17 protein-coding genes are annotated in these 23,673 nt (G+C 62.6%); 4 read left to right on the top strand and 13 right to left on the bottom strand.

What is annotated here, in order from left to right:
- Window positions 1–16: 16 nt before the first annotated feature.
- Window positions 17–1,321, bottom strand: coding sequence for an alginate export family protein (locus tag X907_RS07255; protein WP_127566673.1), 1,305 nt, complete (start codon window positions 1,319–1,321; stop codon window positions 17–19).
- Between the two features lie 235 nt (window positions 1,322–1,556).
- Here X907_RS07255 and X907_RS07250 point away from each other — a divergent pair, with 235 nt between their 5' ends.
- On the top strand, window positions 1,557–3,251 hold the full coding sequence (locus X907_RS07250) for a methyl-accepting chemotaxis protein (protein ID WP_127566671.1): 1,695 nt from the start codon (window positions 1,557–1,559) through the stop codon (window positions 3,249–3,251).
- Between the two features lie 61 nt (window positions 3,252–3,312).
- Here the strand turns inward: X907_RS07250 and X907_RS07245 are convergent, their stop codons facing one another.
- The 3 genes from X907_RS07245 to gor form a co-directional block, all read right to left on the bottom strand.
- On the bottom strand, window positions 3,313–4,614 hold the full coding sequence (locus X907_RS07245; RefSeq protein WP_127566669.1) for an alginate export family protein: 1,302 nt from the start codon (window positions 4,612–4,614) through the stop codon (window positions 3,313–3,315).
- Between the two features lie 164 nt (window positions 4,615–4,778).
- Entirely contained in the window at window positions 4,779–6,146 is a 1,368-nt protein-coding gene (locus tag X907_RS07240) for a class II 3-deoxy-7-phosphoheptulonate synthase (protein ID WP_127566667.1), read from the bottom strand.
- Window positions 6,147–6,150: 4 nt separating this feature from the next.
- A complete protein-coding gene (gor, locus tag X907_RS07235; protein WP_127566665.1) occupies window positions 6,151–7,533 on the bottom strand; it encodes a glutathione-disulfide reductase in 1,383 nt (460 codons plus the stop codon).
- Window positions 7,534–8,198: 665 nt separating this feature from the next.
- Here gor and typA point away from each other — a divergent pair.
- Window positions 8,199–10,025 carry a translational GTPase TypA gene (typA, locus tag X907_RS07230; protein WP_127566663.1) on the top strand — a complete coding sequence of 609 codons (1,827 nt, stop codon included), beginning with the start codon at window positions 8,199–8,201 and terminating at the stop codon, window positions 10,023–10,025.
- Window positions 10,026–10,152: 127 nt separating this feature from the next.
- Here typA and queA read toward each other — a convergent pair whose 3' ends face one another.
- The 5 genes from queA to gyrA all read right to left on the bottom strand — a co-directional run bounded on the left by queA (window position 10,153) and on the right by gyrA (window position 16,163).
- A complete protein-coding gene (queA, locus tag X907_RS07225; protein ID WP_127566661.1) occupies window positions 10,153–11,217 on the bottom strand; it encodes a tRNA preQ1(34) S-adenosylmethionine ribosyltransferase-isomerase QueA in 1,065 nt (354 codons plus the stop codon).
- A 137-nt stretch (window positions 11,218–11,354) separates the two neighbouring features.
- Entirely contained in the window at window positions 11,355–11,801 is a 447-nt protein-coding gene (locus X907_RS07220; protein ID WP_127566659.1) for a peptidylprolyl isomerase, read from the bottom strand.
- Between the two features lie 5 nt (window positions 11,802–11,806).
- Window positions 11,807–12,808 (bottom strand): peptidylprolyl isomerase, encoded by a 1,002-nt coding sequence (locus X907_RS07215; protein WP_127566657.1) that lies wholly within the window; start codon window positions 12,806–12,808, stop codon window positions 11,807–11,809.
- On the bottom strand, window positions 12,805–13,299 hold the full coding sequence (gene coaD / locus X907_RS07210) for a pantetheine-phosphate adenylyltransferase (RefSeq protein ID WP_127566655.1): 495 nt from the start codon (window positions 13,297–13,299) through the stop codon (window positions 12,805–12,807). Before coaD ends, X907_RS07215 begins: the two co-directional genes overlap by 4 nt.
- Entirely contained in the window at window positions 13,299–16,163 is a 2,865-nt protein-coding gene (gyrA, locus tag X907_RS07205) for a DNA gyrase subunit A (protein WP_233352570.1), read from the bottom strand. Before gyrA ends, coaD begins: the two co-directional genes overlap by 1 nt.
- 483 nt (window positions 16,164–16,646) lie before the next feature.
- Between gyrA and X907_RS07200 the strand changes: the two genes are divergently transcribed.
- Window positions 16,647–17,690 carry a Kelch repeat-containing protein gene (locus tag X907_RS07200; RefSeq protein WP_127566653.1) on the top strand — a complete coding sequence of 348 codons (1,044 nt, stop codon included), beginning with the start codon at window positions 16,647–16,649 and terminating at the stop codon, window positions 17,688–17,690.
- 6 nt (window positions 17,691–17,696) lie between these two features.
- On the opposite strand, the gene X907_RS07195 is transcribed toward X907_RS07200, so the two are convergent.
- Both X907_RS07195 and ssb read right to left on the bottom strand, forming a co-directional pair.
- Window positions 17,697–18,068 (bottom strand): TM2 domain-containing protein, encoded by a 372-nt coding sequence (locus tag X907_RS07195; protein ID WP_127566651.1) that lies wholly within the window; start codon window positions 18,066–18,068, stop codon window positions 17,697–17,699.
- A gap of 73 nt (window positions 18,069–18,141) precedes the next feature.
- Window positions 18,142–18,618 carry a single-stranded DNA-binding protein gene (ssb, locus tag X907_RS07190; RefSeq protein WP_127566649.1) on the bottom strand — a complete coding sequence of 159 codons (477 nt, stop codon included), beginning with the start codon at window positions 18,616–18,618 and terminating at the stop codon, window positions 18,142–18,144.
- Between the two features lie 257 nt (window positions 18,619–18,875).
- Between ssb and uvrA the strand changes: the two genes are divergently transcribed.
- Window positions 18,876–21,767: an excinuclease ABC subunit UvrA gene (gene uvrA, locus X907_RS07185; RefSeq protein WP_127566647.1), complete on the top strand. Its 2,892-nt coding sequence runs from the start codon at window positions 18,876–18,878 to the stop codon at window positions 21,765–21,767.
- Window positions 21,768–21,810: 43 nt separating this feature from the next.
- Here uvrA and X907_RS07180 read toward each other — a convergent pair whose 3' ends face one another.
- Entirely contained in the window at window positions 21,811–22,740 is a 930-nt protein-coding gene (locus X907_RS07180; RefSeq protein WP_127566645.1) for a hypothetical protein, read from the bottom strand.
- A gap of 10 nt (window positions 22,741–22,750) precedes the next feature.
- Window positions 22,751–23,665 (bottom strand): hypothetical protein, encoded by a 915-nt coding sequence (locus X907_RS07175; RefSeq protein WP_127566643.1) that lies wholly within the window; start codon window positions 23,663–23,665, stop codon window positions 22,751–22,753.
- Between the last annotated feature and the right edge of the window lie 8 nt (window positions 23,666–23,673).

Here is a 23,673-nt window from a genome sequence, read left to right as displayed (position 1 = left end):
TCTGAGAAAGATCAGGCTAGAACGGTGCGCTCAGCATGACATAGCCGTAGACCGGGTTGTCGCCGGCGGGCGCACCAGGCGCGTTTTTGGCGAAATCACCACGGAAGAGCACCATGGCGCCGGTTTCCAGCTGCAGCCGGTCAGGGCGGATCCAGTAAGTCATGCGCGCTTCTGCCAGCGTACCGATACGGCTGCCGGACTGGCCGGTGGTATCGCGCAGGTTTGCAACACGCCAGCGGTCGGTGTCGGAAGCCAGATAGGATTCCTGCACCTGCAGGGTGATCGCTGTCGGACCATCACGCAGGTCGAGACGCGGACCAAACGCGATCAGGTTTTCGCGGAAATGGGCGAAGGACAGGCCCGTCGTGCCATAATCCCCACGGCGCGCGCCAAAGAGCGGGTTGAAGCGATTCCACTCCCCGTCAGAAGGATTGCTGTCACCGCTGGCGTAAACCAGCTGGCCTGACAGGCGGGGGCGCCATGGCGCATCAAAGCTGTAGCCCAGTGCCGCATTTGCCGACCAGGCGCGTACATCCAGCGTGCCGCCAGCCGAGGGCTGATCGCCAAACTGGGCCATCATCTCGATCTCGAAATCATAGGTGCCAGCCGCACGCGGGCTGGAAATCCGGAATCCCGGAGTAAGCAGATCGGCGCCGTTTTCTTCATTCAGGCCGAACAGATAGGCTTCGGCACGCAGATTGCCGGCCAGGCCGGTACGCGTGGCATGAACACCCCAGAAATGGGTGCCCCACTCGGCTTCATCGATCTGGGCGGTGTTGTTCTCGATGGCATTGCGGTCATTCGGGCGGATGCGTACCGGCGCCGTAAAGAACGCTTCGAGAGTCCAGTTTTCCGCAGGCGTGAAACGTCCGCGTACGCCTTCAAAGTTATTGGGCGTGTTACGGAAACCCTGTTCGGTGGCCAGACGGCCAGACCCGACATTCATCACGAATCGCCCAGCCTGAAGCTCGCCGCCTTCCAGCGGCACACGTACATAGGCCTGGAGCAACTCCGCAGCATTCACGCTGCCAGCCGGAATAACCGAACCGCTATCGGTGAGCCATGCCCGCGCGTCGAGAAACTCGCCGCCAAAAATGACGCGGCCCGCATCGTATTCGCCCTTGATGCGAACACGGCTGGAGAGCATCTGATCTGAGCCGTTGGCGCCTGCGCGGAACAGATCGCTGATCGATTCATAGCGGATGCGCGCCGAACCGGAGAGCGTGAAGGGGGAAGCCTGCGTCTCTGACGCGGCCGCGATGGCCGGCGCAGAGACCGTCACGAGAAGGCCCGAAAGGGCGGAAGCAAGAGCGATTTTCATGATGAACCTGGCGAAGTTGAGGAAGAACTCCGCCAATACAAACCGAAAAGTTGACTTTCAGCTTAACCATGTGGCGCAAACCAATCCGGGCGATCCACTTGGAAGCGCCGGGCAGCGCGATTAACCCTCGGTTAGGTGTTTCGTCGAGAACTTGATACCGCAAGGACAGTCAGCATTTTTTCTTCATCCAACCGCATGCAGACGCTGGGCGGGACAAGTAAAGGAGACTTTGGGCATGCTTTCGCGTTTTAAAATAGCAACGAAGATTTTTATCATCATCGGTATCATGGCGTTCAGTGCGGCAGCCATTTCCGGCATCGGTGCCTGGGGGCTCCAGGCGCTGACGGCCGCCAGCGTTGAGATCAACGAGGCCGGGAACGGAACCCGCATCGGGGCGCGCCTCAATCAGAGCATCGTCGATATTGGCCGGGCAGAATATATTGCTGCTGCAAGTCCGGCTTTGGCAGATGACGCCCAAAGCATCATGAACGAAGCGGTCGAGCAGGCGCGTGACCGGCTCACCTGGCTGAAAGCCAATGTTGAGCCGGCAACACGGGCGCGGGTCGACGCGGTCGAAGGCCAGTTCAACGCCTATGTCGAACGGGCCAACCAGACCATCAACCTCGCTCGGCGGGCTCGCGGTATTGAAATCGGATCGGCCCATCAAAGGGTCATTGATCACGCCTACGAAAACCGCGCCGTCTTGCGAGCGCTTCGCGGTGACGTGGGGTCGGTAGTTGATACGCTCGACACCTATGGCAATGATATAGTCGACAACGCCGCCGACGTCGCGGAATCCAGCATGATGATGCTGATCGCTGTCGCCGTCATCGGCATTCTGGCCGGTCTGGCGCTGGGTTTCGTGATCGCGCGGTTTGGCATTGCACGGCCACTCTCTGACGTGATGGCCAGCATTCAGCACATCGCCGATGGCAAGCTGGACACCGTCGTAACCGGCGCCGAGCGCAAGGACGAGATCGGGGAACTGGCAGGCGTCGCCAATTACTTCCGCGAACAGCTGCAGCGTACCCGCGAGCTTGAGGCGGAAGCCGAGGCGACCGAAAAACGGTCACGCGAGCAGCGCATTCAGGAAATGAACCAGCTGGCTGACGATTTCGAGACTGCAGTCGGCCAGATCGTCACCCAGGTGGGCGCAGCTGCGGAGCAGCTTCTGGGCAATGCGTCCAACATGGCCGCCATTGCCGAGGAGACAAACCGCCAGTCCACCACGGTGTCTGCCGCCGCCGAACAGGCCAGCGCCAATGTGCAATCGGTCGCTGGTGCAGCAGAAGAGTTCTCTGCCTCCATCACGGAAGTCGCCAAGCAGATCGGCGAAACCCGTGAGCAGGCCCGTCAGGCACTCCAGCAGGCCGGTCAGTCTGCCGAGGCCATGAACCGCCTGCGCGAAGTGGTCGATACCGTCGCCTCTGTCACCGAGCTGATCTCCACGATTGCCGAACAGACCAATCTGCTCGCCCTTAACGCCACGATCGAGGCTGCACGCGCAGGCGAGGCTGGAAAAGGGTTTGCCGTGGTCGCCAGCGAGGTGAAAGCGCTGGCCGAACAGACGGCGAAAGCGACCGAGGAAATCAACTCGAAGATCCAGGACATGCAGACCGCCGCCAATGGCTCCATTGAGTCTGTCACGGTCATCACCGGCCAGATATCCGGCATCACCGAGCGGTCCGAAGGCATCGCTGCAGCAGCAGAGGAGCAACAGGCCACAACGCAGGAAATCGCCCGCAATGTCGCCGAAGCCGCGACCGGCACGGGCGAGGTTACAGCCTCCATGGCCGGCATAGCAGAAGCGTCGAACGCGGCCGGCAAGGCCGCCGCCGAAGTAAAGAACGCTGCCTCCATGTTGTCCGGCCAGACGCAATCGCTGAAAACGCAGATGGCCGCTTTCGTGGAAAAGGTACGCGCCGCATAGCACCCGGTGCCATGAGCATAGCGCAGACGCCGCCGGGACAAGCCCGGCGGCGTTTTGCCGTTCAGAACCGCGTGCTTAGCGAAAGATAGCTGTACAGTGAGTTGCCGGTATCGGGAGCGCCCGGCGCGTGGCGCGCGAAGTCGCCCTTGATGAGCGCCGCTGCGCCCCACTCCACCGTCAGGCGCTCGGGAACGGCGTCCCACTGGATCCGCGTATCGATCACCTGGCCGATATGACGACCCGAATTGCCGCTACCATCGCGCAGGCGTGCACGCTCCCAGCTATCTGTCCGTGAGGCAAGATGGACATCATGGGCGACGAGGCGTGCGCGTACCGGCCCGTTGCTCCACTCGGCGCGCGCGCCGTAGCTGATGAGGTTTTCCCGCGCTATTGGACCGAACAGGCCGGTATGGCCGTAATCAGACCCGCGTCCGCCGAACAGCGGATCGAAGCGGTTCCAGTCTGCGCTGCGCTGCCGGTCACCACTGGCATAGCTGAGATGGGCCGAGAGGCGGACCGGGTTTTCGCGCTCGAACGTATAGCCCGTATTCGCCTGAAACGCCGCTGCACTGACATCGCGGCGCGTGGCGCCGATAATGGTGTGCCCGGTCTGGAGCATTAGCTCGGCATCGAAGTCGTACTGCCCCTCTTGCGGAGGGCGGCGCAGACGCACGCCCGGGGTTACCAGGCGTGCGCCGCCATTCTCGTCGAGCGCGAAGACATAGGCCTCTGCCCGCAGGCCATGTGGCAAGCCGTTGCGCGACAGATGGGCGCCGTAAAACCGCGTATGCCAGTCCGCGTAGTCAAGTCCCATGCGGTTATCCGCCAGTGCCTGCCGGTCTGCCGGGTCGCGGATCACCGGCGCCGTGAAAAAGCCAATGGCCCGCCAGTTTTCATCTATGTCGAGCTGAAGCCGCACACCTTCAAAATTGGCTGGCATGTTGGAGAACGAGCTGGCGTCGGACAGGCGCCCCGAGCCGAGCGGCATCGTAAATCTACCAATTTTGGCAGTAAGTTGGCTCGACACCTGAGCTTCGGCATACAGCTGGAAAATGTCCGCCGCATTGTAGGCGCTCGAAGAAATGACCGAGCCATCATCCTGAAGATAGCCGCGCGCATCAATGAGTTCTCCGACAAGCGTAACCGATTCCAGGCGGGCCTCGCCGCGCAGGAAAAGCTGAGTTGAAAGCAGCTGGTCCGAACCGTTCATCCCGGCCCGGTAGTGCGCGCCGAGCGTTTCCGCGCGTACACGCGCAAAGCCGGAAAACTCCAATTCCACAGAAGGTTGAGGGGGCTGCGGGTGGGCAGCAGCACCGGACAGCCAGATCGCGACGGCCGCGAACAATCCCCTGCCGCTGATCATGATCACGTCCGCCCGCCCTGTCACCAAAGTGTCACGGGACCGTCACATAGCCGGTCTGGGGCGGGGATCAAGCCGGGTGGACAGTTGAAACCGACGGCAGTATACGCCACGCCCATGAAGCAGGCGCGGCGCATGACAACGCATATATATTAGCTAGTTAGCGATCATTCAGCCGCTTCGCGCATGGCCGCAGCGGGTTTGAGCGCATCGGCAATTTGGAATGCCATTTCAAGGGCTTGATCGGCGTTCAGGCGTGGATCGCAATGGGTATGGTAGCGGCTGGAAAGGTCAGCTTCGGAAAGATGCCCTGCCCCGCCAACGCACTCGGTCACATCCTGTCCGGTCATCTCGAAATGGACGCCGCCGGGCTCTGCGCCCTCGCTGCGAACCACCTCGATAAAGCTCTTGAGCTCGGAGAGGATATGATCGAAAGCCCTTGTTTTATAACCGTTTCCGGCCTTGATGGTGTTGCCGTGCATCGGGTCACATGACCAGACGACATTGCGCCCTTCGGACACGACCTTGCGCACCAGCGGCGGCAGGCCCTTCTCTACCTTGCCAGCGCCCATGCGGGCATAGAGCACCAGACGGCCCGCCTCATTGCGCGGGTTGAGAAGGTCAATCAGTTCAATGAGTTCGTCCGGATCGAGCGTCGGGCCGCACTTGAGGCCGATCGGGTTTTCGACACCGCGGCAATACTCGATATGCGCCCCGTCCGGCTGGCGGGTTCTATCCCCGATCCAGATCAGGTGCGCCGAGGTGCCATACCAGCGCCCGGACTGGGTCTCCATCCGGGTCATTGCTTCTTCGAACGGCAGGTGCAGCGCCTCGTGAGACGTATAGAAATCAACGCCTTCCAGCGACGGCGCGGCATCAGCCGTCACCCCGCAGGCGCGCATGAAGGACAATGCCTCGGTGATGCGGTCGGCATATTCCTGATAGCGCTCCCCGGCCGGACTATCCGACAGGAAATCCAGCGTCCACTGGTGAACATTGTGGAGATCGGCATAGCCGCCAGAGGCCAGGGCACGCAGGAGATTGAGCGTCGAAGCCGACTGGTCATAGGCGCGCACAAGGCGTTGCGGATCTGGCACCCGCCCCTCTGGCGTGAACGCCATATCATTAATGGAATCACCGCGATAGGACGGCAACTCAATGCCATCGATCACCTCGGTATCGCTGGAGCGCGGCTTGGAAAACTGCCCGGCTATCCGCCCCACTTTGACCACGGGTTTTGCCGCGGCGAAGGTCATCACCACCGCCATCTGCAAAAGCACGCGGAATGTATCGCGCACATTTCCGGCGGAGAACTCCTTGAAACTTTCCGCGCAATCCCCGCCCTGCAGCAGGAAAGCCTGGCCAGAGGCGACATTGGCGAGCTGGCGGCGCAGACGGCGTATCTCGCCGGCAAAGACCAGCGGCGGACGGCGCGACAGCTCCGCCTCGACCGCTGCCAGCGCGGCCGCGTCGGGATAGTTCGGCAACTGCAGAGCGGTTTTCGATCTCCAGCTTGACGGTTTCCATCCACTCATGGCGCTACACTTTCAATTCGGGCGGGGTCCATTTTTCCCGCATGGTTACAAGCTCTTCGGCGACGGTTGGATGCACCGCGCAGGTCGCATCAAACTGTTCCTTGGTCAGCCCGGCTTTCACGGCAATGCCGACAGCCTGGATGATCTCGGACGCATCATCGCCTACAATATGCACGCCGAGAACCCTGTTCGTGCCGCGCTGCACAATCATCTTCATCAGCATGCGGTCGGGATTGGGCCCGAGCATGCCCTTCATCGGCCGGAAAACGCTTTTATAAACATCGACATCGCCGTGTTCGGCGCGGGCCTGCGCCTCGCTTAAACCCACCGTGCCGACAGGCGGCTGGGTGAAGACGGCGCTGGCGATATTGCTGTGGTCATAGGCGCTCGGATTGTCCCCGAAGGCCGTTTCGGCAAAGCAGATCGCCTCGCGGATGGCCACCGGCGTCAGATTGACCCGGTCGGTCACATCGCCCACGGCATAGATGTGCGGCACGTTTGAGCGCGAGTACTCATCGACCTTCACGACGCCACGCGCGCCGGTTTCCACGCCGGCCTTCTCCAGGCCCAGCCCCCTGGTGTGCGGATCGCGGCCAATCGCGAAAACCACTTCATCTACAGGGCATTCATCGCCATTCTTAAGGTGAACTGTCTTGGTGCCATCGCCGTTATCAGCGATCTTTTCAAACACGGTGTGCGTGATCACGCGCACGCCGGAGGCTTTCAGCCCCTCATGGACGAACTCGCGTACATCATCGTCAAACCCGCGTAAAACGATGTCGCCGCGATAGACCAACGTCACTTCAACGCCCATCTGCGCAAACACTTGCGCGAATTCGCACGCGATATAGCCGCCGCCCGCGATCAGCATGGTTTTGGGCAGGCGTTTCAGGTGAAACAGCTCGTCCGAGGTGATGGCCAGCTCTACGCCTTCCAGCCCCTCATGCACATTGGGTCTTCCCCCTGTTGCGATCAGGATAGTTTTCGCGCTTATCCGCCGTCCGCTGGGTTTGAGCTCCAGCGTGTGTTCATCGATGAATTCGGCTCGCTCGGAGATCAGCTCCACGCCCGCATTGGCCAAGTTCTTCGCATAAATGCCGGATAGTCTGTCCACCTCCGCATTCATCGCATCGCGGAAGTTTGGCCAGTCAAATTGCGGCGCCTCCACCGACCAGCCATAAGCCTTCGCCAGCTCGAATTGCTTTTTGAAGCCAGAGGCATAGACCATGAACTTCTTCGGCACGCAGCCGCGGATGACGCAGGTGCCGCCGGGCCGGTGCTCTTCGGCCACGGCCACTTTATGCCCCTTCATGGCCACTAGGCGCGAGGCCCTCACCCCGCCTGAACCGGCCCCGATGGTGAAGAGATCATAGTCAAAATCGGCCATGGGTATGAAAGCCCCGTTTTATAGGTTTGAACGCCCGAACGTGGGTACGCGCACCCCCGATTCATAGGTTCGGAAGGCCCATTTTCACATGTGGCAAAACTGCCACAACGGCGGGGCGGTGCGAGGGCGGTTTTCGGGGCCGGAATCTGTCCCCGTTTTTGGGTGGAGATGAAAATACCCTCGTCATTCCAGAAGCGGCGTCAGCCGCTATCTGGAACCCAGCTTTTCGCCAGAATGTCTGGGTTCCGGGTCTCGCCTGCGGCTCGCCCGGAATGACGAGGTGAGTAGGTCCTCGCCCTTAATCTCTGGATGCCCGCCTGCGCGGGCATGACGAGTTGCGGGGGGCCTTTCCGCCGTCGCAGCTTGCCGGGCTTTATGGGTCTCCCGTCGGGGCGGGAGACCCCGGTGGAGAGGTTCGCGCTACACAAGGTCTGGCCTACTCTACGCAGACGTTTCAAATTCCGGGGTCTCCCGCCTCGCCTGTCCCCGTGAAAACGGGGAACGGGAGACCCAGAAAAAGGTCGCTGCGCTTCCGCCTTCTCCGCGTTTCACCGCGAGAACGAAAAGGGCGAGGGGCTGCATCATGACTGGCCATAAGGCCCGCCCGCCTGTATGAGGGCGCGCGAAAAGAACACTTAGCTCCCCAAGACGTCAGGAACGCCGCCATGACCTTCCCGGTCGAGAAACTGCGCAATATCGCCATCGTCGCCCACGTCGACCACGGCAAGACCACCCTCGTTGACAAGCTGCTGCGCCAGTCCGGCACGCTGGGCACGCGCGGCGAGGAAGTCGAAAGGGTGATGGATTCCAACGATCTGGAGAAAGAGCGCGGCATCACCATCCTGGCCAAGAACACGGCCGTGACCTGGGGCGACTGGCGCATCAATATCGTCGACACGCCCGGCCACGCCGATTTTGGCGGCGAGGTGGAGCGCGTTCTGTCCATGGTCGATTCGGTGCTGCTGCTGGTCGATGCGGTGGACGGCCCGATGCCGCAGACCACCTTCGTGACCAAGAAGGCGCTGGCGCTGGGTCTCAAACCCATCGTGGTCATCAACAAGATCGACCGGCCGAGCGCGCGCCCTGACTGGGTGGTCGACCAGACCTTCGATCTGTTTGACCGCCTCGGCGCCAATGACGAGCAGATGGACTTCCCCGTAGTTTATGCGTCCGCCTTGCAGGGCTTTGCCACGCTCGATCCGAGCGCCCAGAGCGATAATATGGACGCGCTGTTCCAGACCATCGTGGAGCGCGTCTCCCACCCGGATGTGGACCCGGACGCCCCGCTTCAGCTGCAGGTCTCCGCGCTTGATTATTCCAGCTATACCGGCGTGATCGGCATTGGCCGCATCCGGCGCGGCAAGCTGGCCAAGAACCAGCAGGTCTCGGTGATCGGCGCGGACGGCAAGACGCGCAAAGGCAAGGTCTTACAGGTGTTTGGCTTTCACGGGCTGGAGCGCGTGGAGATGGAGAGCGCGAGCGCCGGTGACATCGTCACCTTCTCCGGCATTGATCCGCTCAATATTTCCGACACGCTGTGCGATCCGGAACATGTCGAGGCGCTGCCGGCACTCGTGGTCGACGAGCCGACCATCGCCATGACCTTCCAGGTCAACGATTCACCTTTCGCGGGCCGCGAAGGCAAGTTCGTCACCTCGCGCAATATCAAGGAGCGCCTTGACCGCGAGCTGATCCACAATGTGGCACTGCGCGTGGTGCAGCTGGACGATGCCGACAAGTTCAAGGTGTCGGGCCGGGGCGAGCTGCATCTCTCCATCCTGATCGAGACCATGCGCCGCGAAGGCTTTGAGCTGGCCGTGGGCCGCCCGGAAGTCATCACCAAGATGGTCGATGGCGTGGAAAGCGAGCCCTATGAAAACCTCACCATCGATGTGGAGGAAATCCACCAGGGCGGCGTGATGGAGCGCCTCGGCTCACGTAAAGCCGAGATGAAGAACATGGTGCCCGATGGCAATGGCCGGGTGCGCCTGGATTACATCGTGCCGACGCGCGGCCTCATCGGCTTCCGCTCCGAATTCCTGACGCTGACGCAAGGCTCCGGCCTGATGTTCCACAGCTTTGACCATTACGGGCCGAAGCAGGCGGGCGATGTCGGCCAGCGGCCCAAGGGCGCGATCATCTCCATGGAAACCGGCAAGGCGCTGGCCTATGCGCTGTGGAACATCCAGGAGCGCGGCAAGCTCTTCATCGGCCACGCCACCGAAGTCTATGAGGGCATGATTATCGGTCTGAACTCCCGCGAGGAGGACATGATCGTGAACCCGCTAAAAGGCAAGAAGCTGACCAATATCCGCGCCGCCGGGGCCGACGAGGCCGTGGTGCTCGTCCCGCCGATCCGCGTGACGCTGGAATACGCGCTGGAGTTCATCAATGATGATGAGCTGGTCGAGGTAACGCCGCAATCCATCCGCATCCGCAAGAAACTCCTGCTGGAGCACGAGCGCAAGAAGGCCAGCCGCGACAAGGGTTGAGGCGGGATCTGACTTTGCACCAAACCCTCGTCCTTCGAGACGGCCTTCGGCCTCCTCAGGATGAGGGTTTGGGTTTTCGCCCCTCATCCTGAGGGCGAGCGAAGCGAGCGTCTCGAAGGAAGAGGGGCTAACCCCGCTCGATCAGGCACGCATCGCCATAGGAAAAGAAGCGGTAGCTGCGCGCAATCGCGTGCGAATAGGCGCCCTGCATCACGTCCAGCCCCACCAGCGCGCTGACCAGCATGAAGAGCGTGGATCTGGGCAGGTGGAAATTGGTCAGCAGCGCGTCCGTCACCCGGAAACGATAGCCCGGCGTGATAAAGATCGCCGTTTCGGTGCTGCCCGCCCTCACCCGGCCTTCATTATCGGCGGCGCTTTCCAGCGTTCTGAGCGCCGTGGTGCCGACCGGGATGATGCGCCGGCCTTCAGCCCTTGCCGTATTGATCGCGGCGGCGGTGTCCTCGCTGATCTCATACCATTCGGCATGCATGGTGTGCTCGGCGACGTTTTCGGTCTTCACCGGCAGGAAGGTACCAGCGCCAACATGAAGGGTCAGCTGGGTGGTCGACACGCCCCTCGCCTCCAGCGCCGCGAACAGGCGGTCGGTGAAGTGCAGGCCAGCCGTGGGCGCAGCGACCGAGCCCTTGCGGGCGGGGTCGGAGAACAGGGTCTGGTAATCAGTGCGATCCTGAGCATCCGTATCGCGTTTCGAGGCAATATAAGGGGGTAGAGGCGGGTTGCCCGCACCTTCAAGTGCGGCATCAAGACCTGCCCCTGACGCATTGAATTGCAAGGCAATATCGCCGCCTTCGGCTTTCGCCATTACGGTCGCCGACAGGCCTTCGGGGAAATGGATCGTGTCGCCTTCGCGCACGCGCTTGGCGGGCCGGGCGAAGGCGCGCCAGCTATCCTCGCTCACGCGCGTATGCAGGTTCAGCTCGATGCGGGCCGGGCCGCCGCCGCCAACCGCGCGCGCCGGACGCTCCCCGGTCAGTGCCGCCGGGATGACGCTGGTATTGTTCAGCACCAGGAGATCGCCGGGCTGCAATAGCGCTGGCAGGTCCAGCATGGTGTGATCACCCAGCGCCCCGCCCTGGCCCACATGCAACAGGCGCGCGCTGTCACGCGGACGAGCGGGCCTCAGCGCGATCCGGTCCTCTGGCAGGTGGAAATCAAAGTCGGAGAGCTTCATGGGGTGGCCGTGTCTTTTCCTCCCCCGTTTACGGGGGAGGTGTCAGCGAAGCTGACGGAGGGGGGAGTTTGTTTTATTCCCCCCCTCGCCCCTTTCAGGGGCACTCCCCCCGTAAACGGGGGGAGAAACCGCCATTGCTACTGAACCGTCGCTTTCACGATCTTGCCTGGATTGCGGGGCGGTTCGCCCTTGGGCAGGGCGTCGACGAATTCCATGCCTTCAATCACCTCGCCCCAGACGGTGTAGCTATTGTCCAGATAGGGCACGGCGTCCAGGCAGATGAAAAACTGGCTGTCAGCGGAATTGGGGTCATTGGTGCGCGCCATGGACATGGTGCCGCGTACATGCGGCTCGGCGCTGAACTCGGCCGGGATTTTGGTGCCCGAACCGCCCGTGCCGGTGCCTTTCGGGCAGCCGCCCTGCGCGACGAAGCCGTCAATCACGCGGTGGAAGCTGATGCCGTCATAAAAGCCGCTTTGTGCCAACTCGCTGATGCGGGCGACATGCTTGGGGGCGAGATCGGGGCGGAAACGGATTTTTACATCACCCCCGGTGTCGAGGGTGAAGATGAGGGTATCGGCCAAGGGATTTACTCCGTGATGCGGACAGGAATTTCGATGTCGCAGACATCGGGCAGGCGGTCATTATTGGCCGCCTGAAGGGCTTGGAGATAGACGGCGAAGTCAGGCGTATCGGTGTCGAACACCTCGATCGTGAGACGGTCACTCTCGGGCAGTTCGCTGGCCATGCGCATGGACATGATGAAGTCCGGGCGGAAGCCCATCGTCTCGCCCATCGTGCCGACACGGATGGCATCCACCGCGTCCTGCCCCGCCCGGACACGCCCCCACACGGTGTAGACCGCTTCCAGATGCGCCGGGGTGCCGGTGGTGATGTAGAACTGGCTGTTAGCCGAATCGGGATTGCTGGTGCGGGCTGCTGCTACTGCGCCGCGGCAGTGCAAAAGCCAGGATTCCACCTGGCCATCGGCGCGAATGCCGGCCTGGCCTAGCGGCATGGTGGAGGCCGGGAATCCGTTCCAGAAGCCCGCGCGTGCGCGGGTGTTTGCCTCGCGCGGATTAACCACACGGTCCTGCAGCTCGCTGATGGCGATATCGGTATCCAGGCGGCGGGCGATCATGAACTCCGCCTGCAGCGGCTCCCTGTCGGCATTCAGCCCCGGATTGTCGGACGCGCCGCCGCCTTGCGCCATGAAATCACGGATTACGCGGTGCCAGACCTTGCCGTCATAAAAGCCTTCAGCCACCAGTTCGCGGATGCGCGCGACATGGTTGGGCGCAAATTCCGGTGCCAGCTCCACCCAGATGTCGCCATGACGCGTGGAGATGACGAGAAGCCTGTCCGGATCAACCGCGCGCCATGCCGCCTCAGGCGCGTCCGCGATGATCTGACGGGCCGCATCGGGGCCGGACGGGATACCGTCGCGCGCATAGCGGCTGCCATCGGCTTCCTGGATCGTGGCGGACGACTCCGCCATCCCGGTATCGGTGGACGCGTCTGCGCAGGCCGTGGCCGCCAGGGCGAAGGCGCTGACGCTCGCCGTCAGCAGGGCAGAAGTCATACGGATCATTTGGCAAATCTCTCCAGCACACGGGTCTTGATGGTGGGCGGCACGAAGGCGGTAATGTCACCGCCCAGCCGCGCGATTTCCTTGACGAGCCGCGAGGCAATCGCCTGATGGCGCGGATCGGCCATAAGGAACACCGTCTCGATGTCAGGATTGAGGCGCTGGTTCATGCCGACCATCTGGAACTCGTACTCGAAGTCCGAGACGGCGCGCAGGCCGCGGATAATCGCTCCGGCGCCAACTTCCTCGGCAAAGTGCATGAGCAGGCCGGAGAACGGGCGCACCTCGATCACCGTCTCGCCGGTATATTCGCGCGTCAGGTCCAGCGCCATTTCCACCCGCTCATCAAGCGAGAAGAGCGGGCGCTTGTCCTCATTGCGGGCAATGCCGATGACCAGCTTGTCGTAAAGCTTCACCGCGCGGCGCACGATATCGATATGGCCGTTCGTCAGCGGATCGAACGTGCCAGGATAAAGGGCGACGCGCTCTTTCATCAGCTTTCTCCAGACGGGCCGGTTTCCGGCGCCGTATCGGCTTCGCCGCCGCCGGCGTCTTCATCGCCCTCGGCTTCGTCGTTCTTGGCGATGCGCGCAACGGACACCACCTTTTCGTCATTGGCAAGACGGATCAGGCGCACGCCCTTGGTGGCGCGGCTGGCAATGCGCACCGTGTCGACGGGGAAGCGGATAAGCTGGCCACCATCGGTGACGGCCATCACGGTATCGCCCTCTTCGATCAGGAAGCAGGCTGCCAGCGGCTCGGACTGACGCTTGTCCTTGGTCCACACGCCCTGCCCGCCCCGGCTCTGCGGGAAGTATTCATACGAGATGACGCGCTTGCCCATGCCGGACTCCACGACATTGAGGAGGATTTCCTCATGGGCGCGAAGCTCCATGTAGCGGACCTCGGACAAGGTGATTTCCTCGCCCTCTTCCTCATCGCCAGCGTCGATGTCGGCCTCGGCCGCATCCAGCTCCTCGTCGCCCTCATTGCGCATTTCGGCACGGCGGCGCTTGAGATAGGCGCGCGTCTCGGCCCGCCCGATCTCGACATGGTTGAGGATCGCCATGGAGATGGCCGTGTCGCCTTTCTCCATGCGTATGCCGCGAACGCCGGTGGAATTACGGCTGGCAAACACGCGCACATCGGTGACGGGGAAGCGGATCGCCTTGCCGTTCGCAGTCGTCAGCAGAACGTCCTGCCCCTCATGGCACAGGCGCACATCGAGGATCTGGCCGTCAGCCTCCTCCAGCTTCATGGCAATCTTGCCGTTGCGGTTCACCTGAACGAAGTCCGACAGCTTGTTGCGCCGGACACCGCCCGATGTGGTGGCAAACATCACATCAAACCGGCTCCATTCAGCCTCGTCCTCCGGCAGCGCCATGATGGAGGTGACGCGCGCGCCTTCGCCGAGCGTCGGCAGGAGGTTCGTCAGATACTTGCCCTTGGTGTTGGGCGCGCCCTGCGGCAGGCGCCAGGTCTTGGTCTTGTAGACCATGCCGTCCGACGTGAAGAAGAGCAGCGGCGCATGGGTGGAGGCGACAAACAGCGTGGAGACGAAATCCTCGTCCTTCATCGCCATGCCTGCCCGGCCGCGCCCGCCCCGGTTCTGCGCCCGGTAGAGCGAGAGAGGGGTGCGCTTCACATAGCCGCCATGGGTCAGGGTGACGACCATCTCCTCGCGGGGGATGAGGTCTTCATCCTCGATCTCGAAATCACCCTCCACAAGCGCGGTGCGGCGCGGCACGCCAAAGCGTTCCTTGGAATCCAGCAGCTCGCCCTTGACGATCTCGCGGATGCGCACGGGGCTTTTGAGAATGTCCAGCAGGTCGGCGATCTCGACCGCCAGCTTCTCCGCTTCGCCGGAAATCTCGTCACGGCCAAGCGCGGTCAGGCGGTTCAGGCGCAGTTCCAGAATGGCGCGCGCCTGCTCGTCGGTCAGGTGGATCGTGTTGTTGTCAAGAATGATCGAGCGCGGATCAGCCACCAGCGCCACCAGAGACGCGATGTCTGCCGCCGGCCAGGCACGCTCTTTAAGCTGTTCACGGGCCGTCGCAGGGTCCGGCGCGGCGCGGATCAGGCGGATCACCTCATCGATATTGGCCACTGCAATGCCCAGCCCGATCAGGATATGGGCGCGGTCGCGCGCCTTCTTCAGATCGAACTTGGCCCGTCGGGCCGTCACTTCCTTGCGGAAGGCGATGAAGGTTTCGAGATAGGTTTTCAGGCCCGCCAGCTGCGGCTTGCCACCGATGAGGGCCAGCATATTGACCCCGAACGAGGTTTGCAGCGGACTCCAGCGATAAAGCTGGTTCAGGATCACTTCGGCATTCGCATCGCGTTTCAGCTCGACCACCACGCGCATGCCCGAACGGTCGGACTCATCGCGCAGATCTGAAATGCCCTCAATGCGCTTTTCACGCACCAGCTCGGCGATCTTCTCGATCATCGAGGCCTTGTTCACCTGATAGGGAATCTCGTGGATCAGGATGGCCTGCCGGTCTTTGCGGATTTCCTCGATTGTCGTCTTGCCGCGTACCAGCACCGAGCCGCGTCCGGTCAGCAAGCCATTGCGCGAGCCGGTGCGGCCGATGATCTCGCCGCCGGTGGGAAAATCGGGAGCCGGTACGAACTCGATCAGATCGAGATCGGTCAGTTCCGGGTCTTCCAGCAGGGCGACGGTCGCATCGACCACCTCGCCCAGATTGTGCGGCGGGATATTGGTCGCCATGCCGACGGCGATGCCGCCAGCCCCGTTCACCAGCAGGTTCGGGAAGCGTGCAGGCAGGACAATCGGCTCTTTTTCCGACGCGTCGTAGTTTTCCCGGTAATCGACGGTTTCCTTGTCGATATCGGCCAGCAGCGCCTCGGCAGGCTTGTCCATGCGCACTTCGGTGTAACGCATCGCGGCAGGCGGATCGCCATCGACCGAGCCGAAATTGCCCTGACCGTCGAGGAGTTTCAGCCCCATCGAGAAGTCCTGCGCCATGCGTGCCAGCGCGTCATAGACGGCCTGGTCGCCGTGCGGGTGGTATTTACCGATCACGTCACCGACGACGCGGGCCGATTTGCGGTATTGCTTGTCGTGGGTATAGCCCTGCTCGTGCATCGACCAGAGGATGCGGCGGTGAACGGGTTTGAGCCCGTCGCGCGCATCAGGAATGGCGCGGCTCACGATCACGCTCATCGCGTAATCGAGATAGGAGCGGCGCATCTCCTCCTCGATGGCGATCATCGGCCCGCCTTCGGGGCGCGGGGGCTGACCGCCCGCCTCATCGCCATTCATGCCGTTCCCGCCAGCGCCGGATTCGTCAATATCGATATCGTCCGGGCCGGGCTCGTTCGGTGTGTCGCTCAAGCGTATCTGTCCTGTAGTCTGGCGGGCATGGAAGATGCCCCGCAAGGAATGGGCGCTGGCACCCGGAATCACGTGTCAGCAAAGCTGGGAAAGGGTTTACCAAGCCCCAGCCACAGGGGCAAACGATGAGGTGTTGTTGGGGGGTATACCTGTCATCACCCGCTTCATGCGGGTGATCCATGCCTCTTTTAGTTCCGCAACGCATCCGCGTTGCGATGTTCCGCGAAAAGTCGCGGGCGCGCAGTCGCGCTTGCGGTCCGCTTCGCGGCCCGAGGAGCCTTCGATCTCTCAACCGGGTTCCCGGGCTTGACCCGGGATCCAGCACTTTTCCTGACCTTCAGCCAATGTCTGGGTCCCCCGTCGGGGCGGGGGACCCCGGTTGAGAGGCCATTGAAAGATACTTCGACAGCTCCGAACCGGCAGCTATGGAACCACCACCGCCCCGATGCTAGCCTGCTGAAAACGCAAAGGGAGGCTGACCCCATGAAACTCACACGCAGGGCCGCAACGCTGGGCCTCGCCGCCGGAACGGGCCTGATCGCATCGGGCGCGGGCTTCGCGCGCCGCAATGACGACACGCGCTGGAGCAATGCTCCGGACCTGCCCTTCCCCGTACAGGAAATCTACCCTGCCCTGCTGGACGGCACGCTCTACGTGATTGGCGGGTTCGCGACGGGGATTTCAGAGCGTCCGCTGGACATTTCAGACCGCGTGCTGGCCCTTACCCCCGGCGCCGATGAGAGCTGGCGCGAGATGCCGCGCCTGCCTATGCCGATCCATCACCCGCAATGCGCCGGCCTTGACGGCACGCTCTACGCGATTGGCGGCTACACCACCGAGCAGGGCGGGGTGTGGTCCAATACCAACCGGGTATGGGCGCTGCGCCCCGGCGAGGACACCGCCTGGCAGGAAGGGCCAGCCCTGCCCGGCCCCTGGTCGGAGAATGTGGCGGTGGCGCTGGATGGCCGCATCCATGTCATCACCGGGCGGCGTCCGTCCGGCGTGGAAAATTCGGAATGGAACCACCAGTCGGACGTGACAGCGCATCTGGTGCTGGACCCGGCGGAAGGGACATGGACGACGCTGGCGCCCTCGCCCAGCGCACGCAATTCAGCCGCTGCCGCCGTGATGAACGGGCTGATCCATGTGGTGGCAGGGCGCACCGTCTCTGGCGGCAATACGCCCGCCCATGAGGTCTATGACCCGGCCAGCAATAGCTGGACTTTTGCCGCGCCCCTGCCCCAGCCCTCCCGTGGCCCGCGCGGGTCTGGCGGGCTGGCGGCCGCCAGCGTCGGCGATACGCTCTACGTGTTTGGCGGCGAATGGTTTGAGGATGGCGGCGGCGTCTATGAGGAGGTGTGGGCCTGGCGGGCGGAGACCGATAGCTGGGAAGCGGTCAGCACCATGCCCACCCCGCGCCACGGCCTGGGCGCGCACGCCATTGATGGCGCGATCTACACGATTGGCGGAGCCGCCCAGCGCGGCGCCGTCGATACCAGCGCCGCAGTGGAGGTGTTCAGGCCCTAGTGCGCGTCAGGACGCGGCTGGCGGGGGTTCGGAGGATGCGGGTGCCGGGGCCGGCGCGCTGGCGCGGCTGGAGAAGGAATCGCGCAGCTGACGCGCGTACTCGATATTCTTCTGCCGTGTCCTGCCGCCGATCAGGAAGCAGTCGATCAGCACCCACAGGCCAAATCCGCCCAGCGTGATGAGCTTGAGCACGCCGGCCAGAATGTCGCCGACGAGGAATCGGTCAATGCCCAGACCGCCCAGCCAGATATTGAATCCGAACAACAGGACCGGGTTCTTCTCCGAGGCCTGAAAGGCGGAGATGAAGCCTGGCCGGTTGGCCTCGGGCAGTGATCCGACAATGGTCAGGAGTTCGGCTGTGTAGCTCTGGCGATTCATGGATGTCCCCGCTCAAGATGATTGAGCGGGGACCATCGCGCGTTAGCCAGTGAGCTGTAAAGCAGATACGCCCCTAGAACGGGATATCGTCGTCCAGCGTGTCGGAGGCGAAGCTTTCGCGCGGGCGGTCATTATTGCCGCCGCCTGAGCGGTCATCCATGCGGCCATAATTGCCACCGCCCGAACCGCCGCCATCGCCCTTGCCATCCAGCATGGTCAGCTCGCCGCGATATTTCTGCAGCACGATCTCGGTGGAGTAACGGTCCTGCCCGTTCTGATCCTGCCATTTGCGGGTCTGCAGCGAGCCTTCGATGTAAACCTTGGCGCCTTTTTTAAGATAGTTCTCGGCGACCTTGGCGAGGTTCTCGTTGAAGATGACCACGTTGTGCCATTCGGTTTTCTCGCGGCGTTCGCCGGACTGGCGGTCACGCCAGGTTTCCGACGTCGCGACGGGAAATTTCGCCATCCGGTCGCCGGACGGCATGGCCTTCACTTCCGGGTCCGCGCCCAGATTGCCGATAATGATGACCTTGTTGACACTGCCTGCCATATCCGAACCCCGTGCTTGCGCTTTTCTTTAAAATGTTCACATATTGTTCCGCCCGTCAACGGGCGAGTCGCCAAGTGAATTTTCGAGCGCATATCACTCCATCACCGCCGGGGTGTCCATGCGCCCGGTGAACGCAATCGCACCGCGAGGTGTAATGACGATGCGGGCAAGGTAGCGCGGGGCTGCCTTGCGGCCTATTTAACCTCCGGCCAGTGCCGCCCGCTGGCCCTTTGCAGATTTATGGATTTTCCGCCCCCATGCCCGACCCTTTGAAACACATTTCGGTGCGCGGCGCGCGCGAGCACAATCTCAAAGACGTGTCGGTCGATCTGCCGCGCGACGAGCTGATCGTGTTCACCGGCCTGTCCGGGTCGGGCAAGTCCTCGCTGGCATTTGACACGATCTATGCCGAGGGTCAGCGCCGCTATGTGGAGAGCCTTTCGGCCTATGCCCGCCAGTTCCTGGAGCTGATGAGCAAGCCGGATGTGGATTCCATTGAAGGCCTATCGCCGGCCATCTCCATCGAGCAGAAAACCACCTCGAAAAACCCGCGCTCCACGGTCGGCACGGTCACCGAGATCTATGATTATATGCGCCTTTTATGGGCGCGCGTCGGCATCCCCTACTCGCCTGCTACCGGCCTGCCCATCACCTCGCAGACCGTCTCCCAGATGGTCGACCGGCTGATGGCGCTGGAAGATGGCACGCGGCTTTACCTGCTGGCGCCGATCGTGCGCGGGCGCAAGGGTGAGTACCGCAAGGAATTTGCCGAGCTGATGAAGCAGGGCTTCCAGCGGGTGAAGGTGGACGGCACCTATTACACACTGGAAGAAGCCCCGGAGCTCGACAAGAAGTTCAAGCACGACATTGACGTGGTGGTGGACAGGGTGGCGATCCGCGAGGGGCTGGAACAGCGCCTTGCTGACAGTCTGGAGACCGCCCTGCGCCTCGCCGACGGCCTGGCCATGGCCGAGTTCGCCGACGCGCCCGCCGACGGGAAGGACGCGCCCCAACGCCTGATTTTCTCCGAAAAGTTTGCCTGCCCGGAGACCGGTTTCACCATTGAGGAGATTGAGCCGCGCCTCTTCTCCTTCAACAATCCGTTCGGGGCGTGTCCTGCCTGTGACGGCCTCGGCGTCAGCCTGAAATTTGACGAGGCGATGATCGTCCCGGACCGGGAAAAGAGCCTTTATGAGGGCGCGGTTGCGCCGTGGAGCCGCGGCACGTCCAAGCTCTACCAGCAGACCCTGCAGGCGCTGGCCGACCATTATGGCGCCAACATGCACAAGCCCTGGCGCACATTGCCGGAGAAGTTTCAGCGCACCGTGCTCTACGGCACCGCCGACAAGATCAAGTTTACCTACGAAGATGGGCTTCGCCAGTTTTCCACCACCAAGTCGTTTGAGGGGGTGATCCCCAATCTGGAACGGCGCTGGCGGGAGACGGATTCGGCCTGGGTGCGCGAGGAGCTGGGCCGCTTCCAGTCCAACCAGCCTTGCGAGACCTGCCACGGCAAGCGCCTGAAGCCCGAAGCGCTGGCGGTGAAGATTGGCGGCTATGACATCTCGCAGGCCGGTGAACACTCCATCCGCGAGGCGCTGGCCTGGTTTTCCAATATCGAGGAGCGCCTGACCGACAAGGAACAGGAGATCGCCCGGCGCATCCTGAAAGAGATACGCGACCGGCTGCGCTTCCTGGTCGATGTGGGGCTGGATTATCTCACGCTCAGCCGTGCATCCGGCACGCTGTCAGGCGGAGAGAGCCAGCGTATCCGCCTTGCCAGCCAGATCGGGTCGGGCCTGACCGGCGTGCTCTACGTGCTGGATGAACCCTCTATCGGCCTGCACCAGCGCGATAATACGCGTCTGCTGGAGAGCCTGCGGGGCCTGCGCGATCTCGGCAATACCGTGATCGTGGTGGAGCATGACGAGGAAGCCATCGAGACGGCCGATTATGTGGTCGATCTCGGCCCCGCTGCCGGTGTGCATGGCGGCGAGGTGGTGGCGCAAGGCAAGCCGGAGGACATCCGCGCCAACCCGAAAAGCCTGACCGGGCAGTATCTTGCCGGTACGCGCATGATCGAGGTGCCGGAAAAGCGCCGCAAGATCGATAAAAAGCGCGTGCTGAAGGTCACTGGCGCGAGCGGCAATAACCTCAAAAACGTGACGGCGGAGTTTCCGCTGGGCGTGTTCACCTGCGTCACGGGCGTGTCGGGCGGCGGCAAATCCACCCTGACGCTGGAAACGCTCTACAAGGCGGCTGCGCGCAAGCTCAACGGGGCGAGCGCGGTCCCTGCCCCGCACGAGACGGTGGAAGGGCTGGAACTGCTCGACAAGATCATCGACATAGACCAGTCGCCGATTGGCCGCACGCCGCGCTCCAACCCCGCGACCTATACCGGCGCGTTCACACCCATTCGCGACTGGTTTGCCGGCCTGCCGGAATCCAAGACGCGCGGCTACAAGCCCGGCCGCTTCTCCTTCAACGTCAAAGGCGGGCGCTGCGAGGCGTGTCAGGGCGATGGCGTGGTGAAGATCGAGATGCACTTCCTGCCCGATGTCTATGTCACCTGCGATGTGTGCCATGGCGCGCGCTTCAACCGCGAGACGCTGGAAGTGACCTTCAAGGGCAAATCCATCGCGCAGGTGCTCGACATGACGGTGGAAGAGGCCGCCGACTTCTTCCAGGCCGTGCCGTCCGTGCGCGACAAGATGGAAACCCTGAAACGCGTCGGCCTTGGCTATGTGAAGGTCGGCCAGCCCGCCACCCAGCTATCGGGGGGTGAGGCGCAGCGGGTAAAGCTCTCCAAGGAGCTCTCCAAGCGCGCCACGGGCCGCACGCTCTACATCCTTGATGAGCCGACCACAGGGCTTCACTTCGAGGACGTGAAGAAGCTGCTCGAAGTGCTCCATGAGCTGGTCGAACAGGGTAATTCGGTGATCGTGATCGAGCATAATCTCGATGTCATCAAGACCGCCGACTGGATCATCGATCTCGGCCCCGAAGGCGGGGATGGCGGCGGCGAGATCGTGGCCGCTGGCACGCCCGAACACGTGGCCGGCGTGGAGGCGAGCTGGACCGGGCGTTATCTCAAGCCCGTACTGGAGCGCGACATGGCCCGTCAGAAAGCGCTGCGGAAAGCGGGTTAGGCCATCAGCCAATACCGCCTTCTGCAGCCCCTCTCCGGAAACTTTATCCTGCCGCGGGCACAGCCTCGCCTGAAGGCGGCGGCGCAACGGGGATTTGCACTCTCTGGTGCTGATCAAGGCAGATCGCAGCCTCGGCGGAGATGCCGCGGGCGAAGGCGATGAATGCGAGCGAGCCCACGAGATTAAATATCATATTGAGAGCCTGCATGATCACGAAGGCGGGCGAGAGCATGCCTGCCATCGGATCGCCGGCAACCATCGTGCCTGCACCCGCGATCATGACCGGGACCATGACAGCGATCATCACAAGGGAATACAGCAGGCTGAACGCCATCAGGGCGCAGATCAGCAAGGCGAAAGCGCCCATCAGGCGCCCCCAGATATGCCTTGCGCGCGCCAGGACCGTGAACGGCTTCCATGTCCGCGTGACAATCGCGTGCGGCACCATTGGCGCAACCCGCGTCCAGACGAAAAAGAAGATGACCAGACTTACCGACATGAGCGGTAACGCCGCCCAGATATTGTTCGGGTCAAGGATGACAAGAAGGCCGATCAGGGCAATCAGCGGCGAATTGGCCAGCAAGCCTGCCAGCCATATCACCAGACCTGTTCCAGCTACACGCAACTCGTCTCGCCCCAGCCTGTAGGGAAACCAGCCGGCCTCCCGCCCTGTCAGCAGGCGGAACCAGGCCGCATCGCTGACCACCCAGAAAACCAGCGAAGCCGGTCCGAAGAAGAGCCACATGCGGACATAGAGGTCGATGAGAGCGCGCGGGAAGAATTCGCCTTCTTCCAGCTGAAGCATCGCCGCCGGATCCAGCATGTATGGCCAGATCATCGCAAGCGGGATGAGTGTCATGGCCGTATAGGCCGCGAAATCCGCCAGCAGCAGAATGGAAAACCGGCCCGGACGCCGGGCGACCATGCGGGGCGTGCGCAGGAATGCAGCGCGGATTGAAAAGGCTATCTTCATGGAGTGCCTGCTAGCCAGTAGTGGCCTCACCGGCCGGATAGACGTGCCGGGCGTCAAGCTGGTGCTGCTCCAGCGCATTGAGCGCCGCGTGGGCATAAATGCCGCGCGCCACCAACATACCCGCGCCCGACCCAAGCCAGGCGATCAGAACAATCAAGGCGTGACCGGCCTGAGGCGATTTCTGCACGGCGAACCATTCGGCCCAGGGCGTCATTGACTGGCCACCCATCACCAGACGCGCAGGCCCATCAAAGCCCAGGACAAAGGCGAGGAATAGCGGCAACGCGTAGGCCAGCAGCAGGGCAAAGACGACGCCTACACCGAAGGCCAGGCCCAAACGGAACCAGAACGGATCGGTGGCGCTGAAATGGTACATCGGGTTGAAGGCCTTGCGCCGGACAGCCAGCATAAGACTGGTATTCACACGCGGCAGGATGAACATGCCAGCGATCATTAGCAGCACGGCAAAGAAGCCCGCGCTGGCCCGTCCGGCGACAACGCCATCTGCCATCATCGTAGCCAGCAAGGCTATCGGCATCATCATGCAGAACGCGATGATGATCGCCAGAATCGACCAGGCGACCAGCAGGCCAAATATGCGCAGTTCATCCTTGCCAAGACGGTAGGGAATGATCCCGGCAGGCTCATCGGTCGCCAGAAAGCGAGCCCATGCCCCTTCAGAGCAGAGCCAGAACACAGACATCGAAAAGAAAATCGCCAGCGCCGCAAATGCCTGCGCCGGCGGCAGGCCATCAAGCGTGATGCGGCCACCTTGCCCTGTCCAGGCACCGCTAACCGCCAGCAGGACGAAGGGAAGCACAATGATGAACGCCGCATCAAACGCCCAGATGCGCGCCGCCTCCACCGGGCGTTCACGCACACGCTTGACGCCGTAGCCCAGTGCTTTCCAGAAGCTGAAAGCCATGGCCCGCC

Origin of the sequence: Glycocaulis alkaliphilus (assembly GCF_004000605.1) — a bacterium.
Taxonomy (GTDB): domain Bacteria; phylum Pseudomonadota; class Alphaproteobacteria; order Caulobacterales; family Maricaulaceae; genus Glycocaulis; species Glycocaulis alkaliphilus.
The sequence above is the reverse complement of the archived record's forward strand: the minus strand, read 5'-3'. Positions and strand labels throughout refer to the sequence as shown.